Genomic DNA, 16,788 nt, shown 5'->3' with positions numbered 1-16,788 from the left:
GCTGCCATGGCGGCGGCCCTGCTTGCGGCTTGCGCCGGCGTGGCCCGTGCCGAAGCCCTGCCCCCGCTGACCGACAGGCCGGGCGATCCGGTGCGCGGCGAGGCGCTTGTGCGCGACATGGGGCGCGTCAGCTGCCTGATCTGCCACGAGATCGCGCGGCTCGACGAAAAGGACCAGGGCGAGATCGGACCGCCGCTCGACGGGATCGCCTCGCACCTGACCGAGGGCGAGATCAGGGCGCGGATCGTCGATGCCCGGCGCATGAACCCCGACACGATGATGCCGCCGTATTTCTCGATCGAGGGCTTGCTTAACGTCGCCGAGGCCCGTCGCGGGCAGACGATCTACAGCGCGCAGGAGGTCGAGAATGTCGTCGCCTTCGTGCTGACGCTGACCGAGGAGCGGGGCGAATGAAGCACCGGTCATCCCAGCCCGATCCGATGCGGCGCGGCCTTCTCGCGGCGCTGGCCGCCGGCTGCCTTGCCGCCCCCGCCGCCAACGCCGAAGAGCTTCGTTCCGGCTACACCTACATGGAGCCCGCGACCCAGGCCCTGCAGGACGACGATTTCCTCAACCCGGGGTTCTTTCTCGTCGAGGAGGGGCTGGCGCTCTGGCAGCAGCCGATGGGCGCCGAAGGCCTGTCCTGCGCCGATTGCCACGGCCCGGTGGAAGAGGCGATGCGCGGCGTTGCAGCGCGTTACCCGCTGTTCGCCCCCGAGGCGGGACGGGTGCTCAATCTCGACCTGCAGATCCAGTCGGAAGTGGCCGACCGGATGCAGGCGCCGGCGCTGGCCTATGACTCGCCCGAGATCCTCGCGTTGACGGCCCTGATCTCCCTGCAATCGCGCGGGATGGAGATGCGCCCCGAGATCACGCCGCAAGCGCGGCCGGTTCTCGAACGCGGGCGGGCGCTTTACGAGACGCGCCGGGGCCAGCTCAACCTCTCCTGCGCGCAATGCCACGACGACAATGCGGGCCTGCGCCTGCGCGGAGACGTGATCAGCCAGGGGCATGTGAATGCCTTCCCGATCTACCGGCTGACCTGGGGGGAGCCAGGCTCCCGCCACAGGATGTTCGAATGGTGCATGAAATCCATTCGCGCAGAACCCTTCGACCGCGGGTCGGAGGACTTCGTCGCCCTGGAACTGTTCCTCGCCGAACGGGGAGCGGGCCTGGAAATCGAGGCCCCCGGGGTGCGGCGGTGAGAACAACCATCGAGAAAACGAGAATGTGGGAACAGCACGCATGAGATCAGTAGTAAAATTCATCGGAATCGGGGCCGGCGCGATCGTTCTGGCCGGCGCCGGCGCGCTTGTCTGGGCGACCAGCGCCCCGACGCTCGACCCGATCGACACCGCCACCCCGCCGACCTTCTCCGACGAGGAGATCGAACGCGGCGAACTGCTCGCGCTCGTCGGGGATTGTTCGGCCTGCCACACCGCGCCCGGAGGCGAGGATTACGCCGGCGGCTTCGCGCTGCCGACCCCCTTCGGCACGATCTATTCCACCAACCTCACCCCCGACCCGGAAACCGGGATCGGCAGCTGGAGCTATGATGCCTTCGCCCGCGCCATGCGCGAGGGGATCGACCGCGAGGGCAATCACCTCTACCCCGCCTTCCCCTACGACAGCTTCACCAAGACCCGCGACGAGGATCTGCAGGCGCTCTATGCCTACTTCATGACCCGAACGCCGGTGGTGGCGGAAGACCAGGAAAACGCGCTGCCCTTCCCGTTCTCGTTCCGGCCGCTGCTGGCCGGGTGGAAGCTGCTGTTCCTCGATCAAACGCCCTTCACCCCCGATCCCGCGCTCGACGACGAACAGAACCGCGGCGCCTACCTGGCCGCCTCGCTGGGCCATTGCACCGCCTGCCACTCGCCGCGCAACGCCTTTGGGGCGGTGGTCGCCGACCGCGCCTATGAAGGCGGCGAGGCCGAGGGCTGGCTGGCGCCGCCGCTCGCGGATCACTCGATCTCCCCGGTCGCCTGGACGCTCGACGATTACGCCGACTACCTTTTCGACGGGTGGAGCGAGGCGCATGGAATCGCCGGCGGCCCGATGACGAAGGTGGCCGATCATCTCTACTTCGCCGACGAGGACGACGTGTTCGCCATCGCGGCCTGGTTCGCCGCGATCACGCCGGAACAATCCGGCGATGAGCGCGACGCGATCATCGCCGAGGCCGCGGCGCTGGATTGGCCGCCGGTCGAGGGCACGCTCTACGACGAGGAGATCACCGATCCGACGCTGATCGCCGGCCGCGACGTCTTTGCCGACAAATGCGCCGAGTGTCACAAGGAGCGCATCTCCGACACCCAGCCGATCTCGCTCGGCCTGACCTACGCGGTCAACGGCCCGTCGCCCCAGAACCTGTTCAACGCGGTCCGCTACGGCATCGCGCCGCCCTACGGCGTCTCGACCCGCAAGATGCAGGCGATCGAGCTTTCCGACGAAGACCTCGCCGCGGTCGCCGCATATGTGCGCTGGCACTTCAGCGACGCGCCGGAATGGGACGGCCTGCAGGCGGCGGCCACGGCCCACCGCGAAGCGAAGGAAGCCGGCACCCACTGAGGGCCGGCACCCGGCCGCTTGCCAGGCCAGGATCCCCGGGGCGCGCGCCACGCGCGGCCCGGGATGGCCGGTCAATCACAGGGGAAATGCTTGATGAACATCTCGAGCGCGGTTTCGAAGGCGGGGAGATCGTCGATATAGCCGGTGCTCACCACCACGTCGGGGCCGATGAACACCTCCACCAGTTCCCGGCGGGTTGTTCCATAGGGGATGCAGGCCTTGTCGTGCAGCATGGCGTATTCCGCGTAGCCCTGCGCCAGCCCGTTGCAGAAATCGACCCAGCGGGGCTCCGAACTCAGGCACAGCGCCACCGCGTCACTGGTGCGCAGGAACGGTTCGGGCACCACCGGTCGGCGTTCGGCCACGGCCATGCCGGAGCCATCGGCTTGCGTGGCGTCCTGCGCCATCGCGGCGCTCGACCAGAGAAGAAACGATGCCAGAAGTGCCTTTCGGATCATGTTTTCCCTTTCGCATCTCGCGCTGATGGTCGGCCCCCGCCGGAAAAAACGGGACGGAAAACCGGGAATTCACGTGATGATAATCGACCAGCCCGCAAAAGAAAGCGCGAAGGCCGGAGATGACAAAAACTTGCGCAAGGTCGGCTTGCCTTTTCAACCGGCCGCGTCAGAATATAACTCTTGAATAAATCATCGTGCCGCCAGATATGAACTGCAGCGGCGAGCACGTTATACCGTATTCGAGACATTCCGGCGGGGCCGAGGCATCGCCGCGAAAACAGCGGAAATCACGAAGGAGCATCGAAATGACCATTGCGCGAAACCTTCCTGCGGCCCTGGCCCTGTCTGTCGTGATGCTGCCGCAGGCGGTATCGGCCGAAACGATCATCGCCAATTGCACCGGGATGCTCGATTTCGACATCTACACCATCGACACCAGCCAATCCTCGCAGGAGGTCGAGAACATCGGCATGGCCGAGGTGACGGTCGAGGAGGAGGCCATCTTGCTGACCGGGGAGTTCGGCGAATACAGGTTCGATCTCGAGGCCGGAACGCTGTATCACAACGGCAGCGATACCGGCGTCTATTGCACCTATTCTAGCGAAGACAAGTAACCGGAGCCGCGATCGCGGCAGAACCCGCGCCCTGCCCCCGGCGCGAGGCGTGCGGCCCATGGCCGTGCGCCTTTTTTGACCGTTGAAGCAAGCGTTCGCGCCGCGCACCTTGAAGGCTGCCGCTTCTGCGGGCGGTTAAATAGACGAATTCGTATCTAACAATATAACGATATCCAATATTACGTATAGCCTTTCGGATCTCTAATTCTGTTGAGGCTGCCCGTCCGTTGCCATCTTATGGATAGCAGGACCGCAAGGGAGCGCGAACCCCGTCGTCAGGAGGAGCGAATCCGCTTTTCAGCGGGCGCGCGAATATACTTCTGCGCGGTGCGCCTCGCGAGGCGCGAAAAAATCCGGCTTGGCAATTCTCTAAGGGAGGAAAACACATGGCGCTAACGCTGAATATCAACGGTGAAGACTTCGAGATAGACGCAGACCCACAAATGCCGTTGCTCTGGGCGATCCGTGAAAAGGCGGGCCTGAACGGCACGAAATTCGGATGCGGTATCGCGCAGTGCGGCTCCTGCACCGTGATCGTCGACGGCAACGCGGTGCGCTCCTGCAACACGCCGGTCGCGACCGCCGTGGGCAAGTCGATCCGGACCATCGAAGGCGTTTCGGAAGGCAACGACCACCCGGTTCAGCTCGCATGGCAGGAATTGACCGTGCCCCAGTGCGGCTACTGCCAGTCCGGCCAGATCATGTCGGCCGTGGCCCTGCTCGAACGCAACCCCGAACCGTCGGACAACGAGATCGACAAGGCCATGGCGGGCAACGTCTGCCGCTGCGGCACCTATCCACGCATCCGCGCTGCCATCCATCGGGCAGCCGAACTGAGCAAGGCATAAGGGGGAAGTCATGAACGATATGAATCTCACACGACGCAACTTCCTGAAATTCTCGACCTCCGCCGCGGGCGGCATCATGATCGGGTTCCACCTTCCCGTCATGGCCGAAGCCGCGACCGACGGCGGCGCTGTCGAGATCAACGCCTGGCTGACGATCGACCCTGACAACATCGTCAGCATCGTCACGCCGCAAACCGAGATGGGCCAGGGCGCCTTCACCGCCGTGCCGATGATGGTGGCCGAAGAGCTTGATATCCCGTGGGAAAACGTGCGCCACGTCTTCGCGGACGCGAACCGCCACGTGAACAACAACAACCTCTACACAACCACCTCCACCGGCGGCTCGACCACGGTGTCGCGCCGGCATCCCTACATCATGCAGGCCGGCGCCTCGGCGCGCGAACGCCTGCGGGTGGCGGCGGCGAACCGCTGGCAGGTGCCGCTCGAGCGGGTGGTCGCCAAGCAGGGTTTCCTGACCGCCGATCACGAGGAGCAGGGCACGATCCAGGGCAGCTACGGCGAATTCGCCGCCGAAGCCGCCGAGATCACCCTCGAGGAAGAACCCGCGATCAAGGCCTATGGCGATTGGTGGCTGCTCGGCAAGGACGTGAAGCGCCTCGACGTGCCGCTGAAGACCAACGGCACCGCGATCTACCCGATCGACGTGACCGTGCCCGACATGGTGCATGCCGCGGTTCAGGCCTGCCCGGTGCCCGAGGGCAAGCTCGTCAGCTACGATTTCGACGCGGTCAAGGACATGCCCGGCGTGATCGCGGTGGTGGAACTGGAGCAGACCAAGGATGTTCCGGCCTTCACCGACCTGCGCAGCGCCGTCGCGATCGTGGCGGAGAGCTGGTACCAGGCCAAGAACGCGCTCGCCGTCATGCCCATCGTCTGGGACAATGGCCGCGGCGCTTCGATCAGCTACGACAGCCAGACCGCCGAGGCGATGCAACTGCTCTCCGGTCCGGGCACCCTGCTGCTCGACGAAGACGGCAATCTCGGCAAGAACCTCGACAAGGGCGTCAATCACGAGGCCGTGCCCGGGCTGATCGAGGCATCGGACCGCCAGGTGATCGGGGAGGTCTACTCGCGGCCCTTCGAAACCCACGCGACGATGATGCCGCCCTGCGCCGTGGCCGACGTGAAGGATGACCGCGTCGATGTCTGGACCTTCACCCAGGATATCGCCCGGTCGCTCAACGAGGTCGCCGACCAGCTCGGCCGCGAAACCACCAACGTCTTCCTGCACCAGACGTACCTCGGCGGCGGCTTCGGCGGCGGCTACAACATGGACGTGCACCGCCAGGCGGCGGCGATCTCGGCGGCGGTCGGCCGCCCGGTCAAGGTGATCCGCAGCCGCGAGGAAGACATCGCGCAGGACTCGCAGCGCCCGCCCGTCTGGGGCAACTACAAGGCGGCGCTTGGCGAAGATGGCCTGCCCGTGGCGCTGGTCACCCACTTCGTCGGCGAAGAGAAGATGCCCGTCTTCTCGCAGCGGGCCGTGGCCAACATGCCCTATCTCGTTCCGAACCGGCGGCATGAATACAGCGCGGTCCAGAACCACATCCCGATCGGGTATCACCGCGCGCCGGGGGCCAACTCCAACGGCTTCATCGTCGAGCAGATGGTCGACGAACTGGCGCTGGCCGGCGACTGGGATCCGCTGGAATGGCGGATCAAGATGACCGAGGGCAACGAACCCTGGCAGCGCGTGCTGATGGCGATGAAGGAGAAATCCGGCTGGACCACCGACATGGGCGGCGGCGAAGGCATGGGCTGCGCGGTCGTCGAATCGCACGGCACCATCGCCGGCTGCGTCGCCACCGTGGCGGTGAGCCGGAGGGGCCAGCTCTTCGTCGACAAGCTGCAGTACTTCATCAACAGCGGCTACGTGATCGACCCGCTGGTTGCCACCGAACAGGCCGAGAGCTCCGCGATCTGGGAACTCAGCCACGCCATGTTCGGCGGCCTGATGCTGCGCGACGGCAGGATCGTGAACACCAACTTCGACTCCTACCCGGTGATGAAGATGCCCGACACGCCGCCGGAAATCGAGGTTCACCTCGAAATGTCGGAAGACGGCTGGTGGGGCGGCCTTGGCGAACCCGCCGGTCCGCCGACTCCGCCAGCGGTGGCGAACGCGATCTTCTTCGCCACCGGCAACCGCGTTCGGTCGACACCGATCTCGAAGGCGGAACTCTGACGCGGCGCGGGGCTCGACCGGGCCCCGCCCACGCGACAGACACACATGCGAGAAAACAGGAGGGGCCAGCTTGGCCCCTTCTTTGACCAGACGGGATTGATGGCCGAGACCACGGGGACAGCGGCACCAACCAGGCCGGTCGGGCGGCGGCCCGGGGCCGGCTTGAACCTGGCGGACGGCGCGAAACCGGGATTGACGGGCGCAGCGCCTGACCTTCAGGAAAGATCAGGGCCAGGGGTTCGAACTCTACAGGTGATTGTGAGCCTTGAAAAATCTTGTCGCAGCGGTGGTTATGGCAGCAACGCCCACACTGGCGTGGGCCTGGGACCCGGCCGACCTGGTGGCGTTTCGGCGCAGCCTCGCCTGCCTCGGCTGCGATCTGGCTGGCGCCAACCTCGCGCGCGCCGATCTCAGGGCCTCGACCCTCGCGGGCAGCGATCTTTCCGGCGCCAACCTCTATTACAGCCGCCTGATCGGGGCCGATCTCTCGTCGGCGCAGCTCGGCGGCGCCGACCTTCGCGGCGCCAACCTGTTCTACGCCACGCTCACCGCCGCCAATCTCTCCGGCGCCGATCTGTCCGGGGCCAACCTGACCGGCGCCGACCTTTCGGGCGCCGACCTCTCGGGCACCGACCTCAGCGGGGCCAACCTGTTCGCCGCCAACCTCGCCGGGGCGACCCTGCGCCGGACCGACCTTGGAACCGCCTCGCTGCACCGCGCCGACCTGAGCGGGGCGGTGATCGACGAAACCCGACTGGACACGGCCCTGCTGTGCGAAACCCGGATGCCGGATGGAACCCATGCTGACCGCGACTGCTGACACAAGGGGCATGGCCCCCCGGGCGCGCCGCGCGCCGCCACGGCGTGACCGGCGCGGCTTTGCGGCGGCGCTGCGGGCCCTGCTTTGCCTCGCGCTGTGCCTGCTGGTCGCCCCCGGAGCCGCTACCGCGCAGGGCGACGAGGCCGGCCCGGCCCCGCTGCTCGACCGGCTCACCCCGAACCGGATCGAGGTGATCTACCCCGGCACCACCCGGCTCGAGATGGTCGAGGATGACGGCCCGGTCGCCGCCGCCGCCTACCGGGGCGACGAGATGGTCGGCTATGTCTTCTCCACCCTCGACGTGCTGCGCGCGCCTGGCTACTCCAGCACGCCGTTCGACGTGGTCGCCGGGGTCACCCTCGAAGGCCGTATCACCGGCGCGCTGGTGCTGTTTCACGCCGAGCCATACCTCTTGAACGACGCCCCCCGCACCGCACGGCTGGTCCAGTTCCTGCACGCCATGGAAGGTGGCGAAGCCCGGCTGGGTGCGGAGACCGGCCTGCCGCCGTCCTTCGTGGCCGGTGCGACAATCTCGGCGCGGGCGATGCGCAACGCGGTGCAGGAGGGCGCGCGGATGGTGCTGCGCTACCGCACCGAGGAGATCGTCGTCACCGAACCGACGATCGACATGATCAATTTCAAGCCCAGAAGCCCCGAGGAGCTGGTGGCCGACGGCGGGCTGGTGAATGCGCAGATCACCAACCGGGCGCTGCAAGCCGCCATGCGCAAGGCCGGCCTTGGCGACCTGCTGCCCGAAGTGCCGATGACCGGCGGGCCGGACGAAACCTATGTCGATTTCGTCGCGGGCTATGCCAACCCGCCGATGATCGGCCGCAACGGCACCGGCCTCGAACCCTACGACACGCTGATAAACGGCATGCCGGAAGGCACGATGGGGATTTTCGTCGCCACCCTGGGCGGCGTCTACGATCACCGCGGCACCCGGTTCAACAACCTCTCCAACGATTTTCGCTTCGACCGGGTGAGCATCACCCAAGGCCCCCGCAGCTACAGTTTCGCCAAGCAGGACGTGATCTTCACCCGTGGCAAGGTCGCCGACATCCTCGTGCTGCCCGCCGACAGCGGCTTCGACCCGATGAAGCCATGGCGCGCCGAGCTTCACGCCGCCGCGCTCCGCCCCGATGGCACCCGCGCGCCCTTCGTGCTGGCCAGCCTGGATTACACCCTGCCGCCGGGATACATCCTGATGCCGGAACCCGAGCCGGCCCCGGTCTGGCTGGAGCCCTGGGTCGAAGGCCAGCGCGATATCGCAATCCTGCTGGTCGCGCTCGTCGCGCTCACCGGCATCCTCGCGCTGCAGGGCCCGCTCACCCGCCGCCGCCGTCTGCACCGGTGGGTGCGCAACGGCTTTCTCGCCTTCACCCTCGTCTGGATCGGCTGGATCGCCAGCGCGCAGCTTTCGATCGTGCACCTCGTCAATTACCTCAAGGCGCCCTTCGTCGATCTTTCGCTCGCCTTCTACCTCGCCGAGCCGCTGATCGTGATCCTCTCGATCTACACCGCGATCTCGCTGGTGTTGCTCGGCCGGGGCGTGTTCTGCGGCTGGCTCTGCCCGTTCGGGGCGCTGCAGGAGCTCCTGGCGCAGGCCGCGCGGGCGCTCAGACTGCCGCAGTGGAACCCGTCCGAACGACTCCAACGGGTATTGTGGAACGGCAAATACCTCTCGCTCGCGGTGATCCTCGTGCTGATCGTGATCGCGCCCGGCGCGGCGATGGTCGCCGAGGAGGTCGAGCCGTTCAAGACGGCGATCACCGCGAAGTTCGTGCGCGGGCTGCCTTACGTGATCTACGCGGTGGCGCTGCTGCTGATCGGGTTGTTCACCGAGCGCGCGTTCTGCCGGTTTCTCTGCCCGCTGGGCGGGGCGCTGGCGATCCTCGACCGGCTGCACCTCGTCGACCTCTTGAAGCGCCGGCCCGAATGCGGCAACCCGTGCCACCTGTGCGAACGCTCCTGCCCGGTGCGCGCGATCGAAAGCTCGGGCAAGATCATCATGGCAGAGTGCTTCCAGTGCCTCGACTGCCAGGTCGAGTATTACGACGACCGCCGCTGCCCGCCGCTGGCCAAGCTGCGCAAGCGCAAGGAGCGCGAACAGCGCCAGCCCGCGGCGGCACCGGCGCAGGCCGCCAAGCTCGGGGGAAACTTCGCATGAGCTCCCGCCCTCCCCTCAGCCGCCGCCGGGCGCTGCGCATCCTCGCCGCGGGGGTTTCGATCCCGCTCGGGGTGCTGGCGCTGCGCCGGGTTCGCGGGCAGCCCCAGCCGGTGCAATGGCACGGCGAGGCCCTCGGCGCGGTGGCCCACATGACGCTGTGGCACCCCGATCCGGGCGTGGCGAAACGGGCGATGCTGCGGATGCAGGCCGAAATCGCGCGGCTGGAAGCCGTGTTCAGCCTGCACCGGCCCGAGAGCGAGCTTTCGCGCTTGAACCGCGATGGAAGGATCGGCACGCCCTCGCGCGACCTTTTCGACGTGTTCGATCAAAGCCGCCGGATCGCGGAGGCAAGCGGCGGGGCGTTCGACCCGACGATCCAGCCGTTGTGGCGGCTCTACGCCGAAACCGCGCGTTCGGGTGCCGCGCCCGACCCGGCGCGGCTCGCGGCGGCGCTGCGCGCGGTCGACCACACCCGGGTTTCGGCCAGCCGGCGCGCGATCCGGTTCGACCGGCCGGGCATGTCGGCCAGCCTCAACGGCATCGCGCAGGGCTACGTGACCGACCGCATCACCGACCTGCTCGGCAACGAGGGGTTCGAGAACGCGGTGATCGAGCTGGGCGAAACCCGCGCGCTCGGCCACGCACCGGACGGCACAGCGTTCACCATCGGGCTGGTCGACCCGCTGCAGCCGCACCGCACGAGCCGGAGCGTGGCGCTGGCCGACGCATCGCTCTCGGTCTCCGGCGGCTACGGGCTGCGGTTCGGCGATGCCTCCCGGCACCACATCTTCGATCCGAAAACCGGCATCAGCGCCAACCGGCTCGCCCAGGTCGCGGTCATCGCGCCCCGCGCCACGCTCGCCGATGGCTTGTCGACCGCGATCTACGTCGCCGGAGAGAGCGCCGCCCCGGCCCTGCTTGCCGGCCATGCCTCGACGCGCGCGATTCTGACCCGCGCCGACGGCACCGTCTTGCAGCTCTGACGGCGGGAAAGTGAGCGCCAGATCAGGGGATCAGCGCGGCGATACCGGCCAGCGCGATGGCGCGGAACATGCCGTCATCCACGCTGCGCGCCGTCGCCACGGCGCCGTCGAGATCGCCCGCGCGGGCTTGGGCCAGCGCCACTTCGGCAACCAGTTCGGCCAGGTCGCCCCGGCTTGCGAAGGTCTCGGCCAGGTCGATGGCGCGGGCGACCTCGCCCGACGTGGCGAGCACCTCGGTGATCGCCTGCACCGTGTCGAACCGCAGCCGTCGATCCGGGATCTGCGCCACCACGTCGAGGGCAGCCGCCTCCTCGCCCGCACGGGCCAATTCCTGCGCGATCGCGGCGCGGGCGTGGATCAGGTCGTCGACATCGTCGATCTCGGCGGCGGTGGCGAGGCTGGCCTTGAACGCCCCTGCCCTTGCCTGCCGCGTCGCCACTGCGACCAGCGCCGCGCCTTCGCCGTAGGCGGCCTGGATCCGGCGCGCGAGATCGAGCGCCGCGGCAAAATCGCCCTGCGCCGCCATGCCGTCGGCGATCGCCACCATCGCGTCACGGTCGCCGTAGGCCGCCGCGATGCGGCGCGCGGTTTCGCGCGCGGCGGCAATATCGCCCTGCCCCGCCTGCTCCGCCGCGATCCGCCCCATCGCCCGCGACCGCCCGCCGAGATCGGGGATCGCCTGCGCCGTCTGCAGCGCGGCGACGATATCGCCGGCGCTCGCCTGGATCCCGGCGATGGTCACCAGCGCCTCGTGAAACCAGAACTGGTCGAATTCATCGGTCCGCGCCACCAGGCCGCTCGCGATCTTGCCTTGCTGCTGATCGTCGGTGAACCAGTAATCCATCGCGATCCGGCTCGCCGCCCTGATCGCGGCGGGAATATCGCCGGAGCGCGCCACCGATGCGGCGATTTCCGCCTGCGCCTGCGACCGCCGATAGGGATTGTCGATCGCGATAACGGTGGCGAAGGCGCCGTCGATATCGCCCGCCGCCGCCTGCGCGATCGCAAGCGCCTCGAGCGCCTGCACCTTGGCCGATCGGTTGCGGGCGTCGGCGATCGCGACCGCCACATCATAGGCGAAGGCAAAATCGCCCTGCCGGGCGGCCCCGCGCACGATCTCCCCCATGGCGCCGGCCCGGATCGAGGCGTTCTCGATCCCGGCGGCCTCCTGCGACGCGGCGTCCAGCAATCCGAGCCGGGCCATCGCGGCGGCGATCTCGAAGCGGGCCTCGTCGCGCTCCAGCTGGCGATCGAGCCCCTCGGCCGCCGTGCCCGCCTCCTGCAGCAGGCAGGCGCTCGTCGGCGGCGCGCAGGCGGGCAGGTCGGCGGCCGTGGTTGGATGCGTCCAGCCCAGCGCACCGGCCAGAACAAGGGCGATCCGCAAGCGCTTCATCGTGACGACGCAATTCGGTCGAGGTGCGGTAAACCAGCGTCGCGGCAGATCGAGGCTCCACCGAGAGCAACGCGACAGGGGGGTGTTCTGTTGACCGGCACCGATGCTCGCTCCGCCATTTCGAAATCCATTTCCCTGTTCAAACGATGTTCACGCATGTTACCCCTGATGGGCCTTGCACGGAAACGGAGGTCTTCGATGATCAGGATAATAGCCGCTATCGTAATCACCTGTCTGCCGGCCGCAACCCTTGCCTGGGACGAAGCCGCGCTGGCGCAGTTGAAAGACACCAAGACCTGCGAGGGATGCGACCTGAGCGACGCCGATCTGCGCTGGGCCAACCTCTACGGCGCCGAACTGGGCGGCGCCGCCAACCTCGTCGACGCGGTGATGAACGAGGCCGACCTCTCGAGCGCCAATCTCTACGGCGCGAACCTCGAAGGCGCGCGGATGCGCAACGCCGATCTGAGCGGGGCGGATCTGTCCTGGGCCAGCCTCATCGGGGCCGACCTGACCGGGGCCGACATCGACGGGGCAAAACTTGCCGGCGTCACGTTCTGCGACACGATCATGCCCGACGGCACGGAGAACGACGACGGCTGCTGAGGCCGGCGTTTCGGCGCCGCGTTTTCCGCCTTGTCGCCCTGTCGCCCGGGAAAGGGGCCGAAACAGATGGAACTCGCGCATTGGTTCATAATCGCGGTGACGGTGCTGGCCGATGGCACCGTATCCGTCGGGCATGGCACGGTCCTGCAGAGCTTCCCGACGCGCGCAGCCTGCGAAGCCGCCCTGTGGGACGAATTCGATCGCGGCTACTCGGCCAGTTACGAGGCGCGGCAGCATGAAGACGGGTTGCAACTCGTGCTCGCACGCAGCACCGGCCGCGACGTGATGCAATGCCTCTCGCCGTGGACCGCCCGCGCCGCCGAGTGACGAGGCCGGCGCCGGCCCCGCCCGCAAAGGCTCACAACCCGGCCCTTGCCCCATCGGGCAGTGGCAGCGGGCGGATCTCCAGATCGGGGGAACTGTATTCCTTGCGGACCGAAGTCGCCAGTTGCTCGGCGAAATCCGAGAACGGCCGCACGCTGGCCAGGTGCTTGGGCATCGCCAGCATCACTTCCCGCGCGCTTTCCTCCACCTCGTAGAACCGGACCCGCTCGCGCACGCTGGCCGAAAGGTTGGGGATCAGCGAAATCGGCGTGTGGCAGGTCGCCAGCCCGGCGGCGACGATCTGCACCGCGCTTTCATGCGTCATGCAGCCGAAATAGGGTTGGGCGAACGGCAGAACGCCGCGATACCAGTTGCGCGTCTTGCCGAACCACGGCGCGATCCCGTCCAGATCCGCGTAGCGCTGCAGGCTTTCGCACTGGTTCGGCGCGCTGCCCTCGGCGAGGCAGTCCCGGATCATCTCCTCCGGAATGGAATCGGGCACCGCCCAGACGATCTTGTCTTCGTAGAGCGGCAGCAGGTTCAGCGAGGAGCGATGCGCCGCGACGCTTTCCGAACTCAGCACCGCCACGTTGATCCGGTGCGTCATCAGAAGCTCGATCAGCTCGTAAGAATTGATCGCCCAGACCAGGTCGAACCGCGAGAACGGGCGGATCGACACCGCGATCCTGGCCACGAGCTCGGTAAAGCGCCCGGTGAGCGACGGCGTCGTGCCGAAGCTCAGATTGAGCCCCCGCTCGTCGAACAGATCCTGGTGCAGGGTCTCGGCGGCGTCGACGGAGGTCAGGATACGCGAGGCCGCGTCGGCCCAGAACTCTCCCGCCGGGGTAAGCTCGGTGCGCGGATTGCGCCCGCGCACGAAGAGCTGCGCGCCCAGAACCTCTTCCATTTTCGCCAGTTGCTGCGAGATGCTCGGCTGCGACATGCCAAGGCGCCGCGTCGCGCGGCTGATCGAGCCGGCAACCGCGATGGCCTGCAAGATCTCCAGTTGCCGTAGTGAGACTTTCATTTGCTCCCTCACGTCACGTTGGCGGACGAACTCGCCCTGCGCCGGGCCTGCGGCATCAGAGACCATACGCAACCCGGAGCGCGCTTCGATCACTCACGCCCCCGGCCCCTCGAAGCCGACAGGAAAACTCGAAACACCACTGCTCGGGACCAGATCACGCGGGTTCGGCAGTTGGCCCCGGGGGAACTCGTCGTGAATCTGACGCTCTTGTTGGAGTTGGGAGCCGCGCGCTTCGGTCATTCCGCATGACCGATCATTGAGTATCCGCAGATTCGCGGCGTTTCAAGCGAAGAACCGGCGCGCGCACCGTCTCGACGCCGCGTCCGGTTTGCCAATGCCTCGACAGCCTCGCCTGGAACCCCGGCCCGCAGCCCCCGTTTCACCGCCCTGACCGCGCCCCTGCCCGGCCTTTGCTCGCCCCCTCCGGCGCGCCGATCTGGCCGGTCCGAACCGGGTTCAACGCCAATCCCGCGTGCCGCTTCCTCCGCCGAGCCCCCGAAAAAATCCCGGTTTCATGGCGGTTTTCGTGACTCAGATCATGACTCCGAGGCGTGGAAAGCGCATAATGGCGGCAATTCGTGACCTGCCCGCAGGCGCGAATTTTTTAGCAATTAGGAGGATGGATAGATGAAAGAGCTTGTCACCCATATGTGGAGGTCATCGGGATTGAAGATCTCCACGCTCGCCGCCGCGGCGCTGTTCGCGTCGGGGGGTGCCCTGTCGGCGCAGACAGCCGAAGAGCCGATCGTCTTCAACATGCCCGGCGATATCTGCAGCTGGGATTGGAGCGGGCCGGCAACGCCGTCGCTCCTGGCAGCCTTGAAAGACCAGGACCTCCTCACCCAGGCCACGATCGAGATGGCCAAGTCCTGCCCCGAGCAACTGTGCAACATCGACTGGACGGCCGCCGCCGCGGGCAACACAAGCCCGTCCGACGAGATGCTTTGTGAACTCGGCCATCGCCAGCTCTTCTTCGAGCCGCTCGCCGAGACCCTGTCGGGCATCTGCCCCGACGTGGCGCAGCTGATGACCGACCGGGTGCCCGAGGTCTACGACAGCTGCGGAACCTGGCCGCGCGTCGCGCCGGGCGGTGTTGCGAAAAGAGGCGAAAGTGAGCCCGAGTGTGAGGGCGACAAATGCCCCCCGCAAGATTTGCCCCCAAAGCTTACACCACCCTGCGAAGAAGATGAAAGGTGTTACCCCGGACAAACACCCGCATGACCCGATGACTGCTGGGGCCGGCGTTTCGCCGGCCCCAGCGGCGGACGCGGTAAACGACGCGACGCGCCGGTATGGCGTGACCGGCCCGCATCCGGACGGTATAATCACCGCAACATGACCCCGCCCGCCTCCACATCCCCCGGCATCGTCGCCCCGCCGGCCATGCCCTGCGGCTTTGGCAGCCTCGGCCGATGAGCGCGCCCGACGCCCTCTTGCGCCGGATGTTCGAGGCGGCGATCTCATCTGCCCGGCCCGAAACCTGCCTGCCCGCCTTCCTCCCGCCGCTGCCCGACGAAGGCCGCCTGGTGGTGATCGGCGCCGGCAAGGCCTCGGCGGCCATGGCCCGGGCGGCGGAGCTGCATTACCGGCGCCCGCTCGAGGGCCTCGTCGTCACCCGCTACGGCCACGCGGTGCCCTGCGAGGGGGTCGAGATCGTCGAGGCGGCGCACCCGGTGCCCGATGCCGCCGGGCGCGAGGCGGCGCGCCGCATTCTCGACCTGGCCCGGAGCCTCGGCCCGGCCGACACCGCGCTCTGCCTGATCTCCGGCGGCGGCTCGGCGCTGCTCGCCCTGCCCGCCGAAGGGGTATCCTTCGAGGAAAAGACCGCGATCAACCGCGCGCTGCTCGCCAGCGGCGCCACCATCGGCGAGATCAACCGGGTGCGGCGTCACCTCTCGGCGATCAAGGGCGGGCGGCTCGCGGCGGCCTGCCACCCGGCGCGGGTGGTCACGCTGCTGATCTCCGACGTGCCGGGCGACGACCCCACCGATATCGCCTCGGGGCCGACGGTGGCCGATCCGACCACCTGCGCCGACGCGCGCGCGGTGATCGACCGCCACGGCATCGCGCTGTCGCCGGCGCTGGCCCGGGCGCTGGAGGCGGGCGAAACCGAGAGCGTCAAGCCCGGCGATCCCCGGCTGGCGCGCACCGAGACCCACCTCGTCGCCACCCCGCAGGCCGCGCTCGAAGCCGCCGCCGGAGTTGCCCGCGCGGCAGGGATCGCGCCGCATATCCTCGGTGACGCGCTGGAGGGCGAGGCCCGCGACATGGGGTTGGTGATGGCCGGCATCAGCCGCCAGGTCGCCACGCGCGGCCAGCCCTTCGCACGCCCCTGTGTGCTGCTCTCGGGCGGCGAAACCACCGTCACGCTGCGCGGCAAGGGGCGCGGCGGGCGCAACGTCGAGTTCCTGCTGGCGCTGGCCCTCGCGCTCGACGGGCAGGCCGGTGTGCACGCGATCGCGGGCGATACCGACGGCGTCGACGGCGCCGAGGAGGTGGCCGGCGCGGTGATCGGCCCGGACACGCTCGCGCGCGCCCGCGCCCGTGGGCTATCGCCCCGCGCCAGCCTCGACGACAACGACGGCCACGGCTTTTTCGAGGCGCTCGGAGACCAGGTCATCACCGGTCCGACGCTGACCAACGTCAACGATTTTCGCGCGATCCTGATCGAGTGAGCGCGGCGCCCGGGCGGCGATCAGCACCCAAAAGCCCCGTTTCCCGGCCCGCGCCATCTTTTCGCCACATTCTCGACATGCTCAGCGCAAATT

17 protein-coding genes are annotated in these 16,788 nt (G+C 67.9%); 14 read left to right on the top strand and 3 right to left on the bottom strand.

All coding sequences use genetic code 11. From position 1 onward, the window contains the following. Nucleotides 1-6 precede the first annotated feature (6 nt). From soxX to IEW01_RS13765, 3 genes are read left to right on the top strand one after another with little or no spacing between them, the layout of a single operon-like run. Nucleotides 7-414 (top strand): sulfur oxidation c-type cytochrome SoxX, encoded by a 408-nt coding sequence (soxX, locus tag IEW01_RS13775; protein ID WP_188528652.1) that lies wholly within the window; start codon nucleotides 7-9, stop codon nucleotides 412-414. After that, the gene (soxA, locus tag IEW01_RS13770) at nucleotides 411-1,205 is read left to right on the top strand and encodes a sulfur oxidation c-type cytochrome SoxA (RefSeq protein WP_188528650.1); all 795 of its coding nucleotides are present in this window, start codon (nucleotides 411-413) and stop codon (nucleotides 1,203-1,205) included. Before soxX ends, soxA begins: the two co-directional genes overlap by 4 nt. 40 nt (nucleotides 1,206-1,245) lie before the next feature. Then, nucleotides 1,246-2,571, top strand: coding sequence for a c-type cytochrome (locus IEW01_RS13765; RefSeq protein ID WP_188528648.1), 1,326 nt, complete (start codon nucleotides 1,246-1,248; stop codon nucleotides 2,569-2,571). 71 nt (nucleotides 2,572-2,642) lie between these two features. Here IEW01_RS13765 and IEW01_RS13760 read toward each other — a convergent pair whose 3' ends face one another. Further along, complete coding sequence (locus tag IEW01_RS13760; RefSeq protein ID WP_188528646.1) at nucleotides 2,643-3,029, bottom strand: hypothetical protein; 387 nt, start codon at nucleotides 3,027-3,029, stop codon at nucleotides 2,643-2,645. On the opposite strand from IEW01_RS13760, the gene IEW01_RS13755 reads away from it, so the two are divergent. The 7 genes from IEW01_RS13755 to IEW01_RS13725 all read left to right on the top strand — a co-directional run bounded on the left by IEW01_RS13755 (nucleotide 3,028) and on the right by IEW01_RS13725 (nucleotide 10,670). Continuing rightward, the gene (locus IEW01_RS13755) at nucleotides 3,028-3,213 is read left to right on the top strand and encodes a hypothetical protein (RefSeq protein ID WP_188528644.1); all 186 of its coding nucleotides are present in this window, start codon (nucleotides 3,028-3,030) and stop codon (nucleotides 3,211-3,213) included. The genes IEW01_RS13760 and IEW01_RS13755 overlap by 2 nt on opposite strands. Before the next feature lie 121 nt (nucleotides 3,214-3,334). After that, complete coding sequence (locus IEW01_RS13750) at nucleotides 3,335-3,643, top strand: hypothetical protein (RefSeq protein WP_188528642.1); 309 nt, start codon at nucleotides 3,335-3,337, stop codon at nucleotides 3,641-3,643. Between the two features lie 386 nt (nucleotides 3,644-4,029). Further along, on the top strand, nucleotides 4,030-4,491 hold the full coding sequence (locus IEW01_RS13745) for a (2Fe-2S)-binding protein (RefSeq protein WP_188528640.1): 462 nt from the start codon (nucleotides 4,030-4,032) through the stop codon (nucleotides 4,489-4,491). Nucleotides 4,492-4,501: 10 nt separating this feature from the next. Beyond that, nucleotides 4,502-6,697 (top strand): xanthine dehydrogenase family protein molybdopterin-binding subunit, encoded by a 2,196-nt coding sequence (locus IEW01_RS13740; protein WP_188528638.1) that lies wholly within the window; start codon nucleotides 4,502-4,504, stop codon nucleotides 6,695-6,697. Nucleotides 6,698-6,989: 292 nt separating this feature from the next. Next, nucleotides 6,990-7,517 carry a pentapeptide repeat-containing protein gene (locus IEW01_RS13735; RefSeq protein ID WP_188528636.1) on the top strand — a complete coding sequence of 176 codons (528 nt, stop codon included), beginning with the start codon at nucleotides 6,990-6,992 and terminating at the stop codon, nucleotides 7,515-7,517. Beyond that, nucleotides 7,489-9,687: a NosR/NirI family protein gene (locus IEW01_RS13730; protein WP_188528634.1), complete on the top strand. Its 2,199-nt coding sequence runs from the start codon at nucleotides 7,489-7,491 to the stop codon at nucleotides 9,685-9,687. Before IEW01_RS13735 ends, IEW01_RS13730 begins: the two co-directional genes overlap by 29 nt. Next, nucleotides 9,684-10,670 carry an FAD:protein FMN transferase gene (locus IEW01_RS13725; protein WP_188528632.1) on the top strand — a complete coding sequence of 329 codons (987 nt, stop codon included), beginning with the start codon at nucleotides 9,684-9,686 and terminating at the stop codon, nucleotides 10,668-10,670. The genes IEW01_RS13730 and IEW01_RS13725 overlap by 4 nt, the downstream gene beginning before the upstream one ends. A 22-nt stretch (nucleotides 10,671-10,692) precedes the next feature. Here IEW01_RS13725 and IEW01_RS13720 read toward each other — a convergent pair whose 3' ends face one another. Continuing rightward, a complete protein-coding gene (locus IEW01_RS13720) occupies nucleotides 10,693-12,063 on the bottom strand; it encodes a tetratricopeptide repeat protein (protein ID WP_188528630.1) in 1,371 nt (456 codons plus the stop codon). A 198-nt stretch (nucleotides 12,064-12,261) separates the two neighbouring features. Between IEW01_RS13720 and IEW01_RS13715 the strand changes: the two genes are divergently transcribed. Both IEW01_RS13715 and IEW01_RS13710 read left to right on the top strand, forming a co-directional pair. Further along, nucleotides 12,262-12,669, top strand: coding sequence for a pentapeptide repeat-containing protein (locus IEW01_RS13715; protein WP_188528628.1), 408 nt, complete (start codon nucleotides 12,262-12,264; stop codon nucleotides 12,667-12,669). Nucleotides 12,670-12,735: 66 nt separating this feature from the next. After that, nucleotides 12,736-12,996, top strand: coding sequence for a hypothetical protein (locus IEW01_RS13710; RefSeq protein ID WP_188528626.1), 261 nt, complete (start codon nucleotides 12,736-12,738; stop codon nucleotides 12,994-12,996). 31 nt (nucleotides 12,997-13,027) lie between these two features. Here the strand turns inward: IEW01_RS13710 and IEW01_RS13705 are convergent, their stop codons facing one another. Continuing rightward, complete coding sequence (locus tag IEW01_RS13705) at nucleotides 13,028-14,020, bottom strand: LysR family transcriptional regulator (RefSeq protein WP_188528624.1); 993 nt, start codon at nucleotides 14,018-14,020, stop codon at nucleotides 13,028-13,030. 627 nt (nucleotides 14,021-14,647) lie between these two features. Between IEW01_RS13705 and IEW01_RS13700 the strand changes: the two genes are divergently transcribed. Together IEW01_RS13700 and IEW01_RS13695 are read left to right on the top strand one after the other, a co-directional pair. Then, the gene (locus tag IEW01_RS13700) at nucleotides 14,648-15,241 is read left to right on the top strand and encodes a hypothetical protein (RefSeq protein WP_188528622.1); all 594 of its coding nucleotides are present in this window, start codon (nucleotides 14,648-14,650) and stop codon (nucleotides 15,239-15,241) included. A 191-nt stretch (nucleotides 15,242-15,432) separates the two neighbouring features. Then, nucleotides 15,433-16,695, top strand: a complete 1,263-nt coding sequence (locus IEW01_RS13695; RefSeq protein WP_188528620.1) for a glycerate kinase type-2 family protein — start codon at nucleotides 15,433-15,435, stop codon at nucleotides 16,693-16,695. Nucleotides 16,696-16,788 lie beyond the last annotated feature (93 nt).

The sequence above is a fragment of the Sinisalibacter lacisalsi genome (assembly GCF_014640115.1).
Classification (GTDB): Bacteria; Pseudomonadota; Alphaproteobacteria; order Rhodobacterales; family Rhodobacteraceae; genus Sinisalibacter; species Sinisalibacter lacisalsi.
This window is presented reverse-complemented; position numbering and strand designations above follow the sequence as displayed.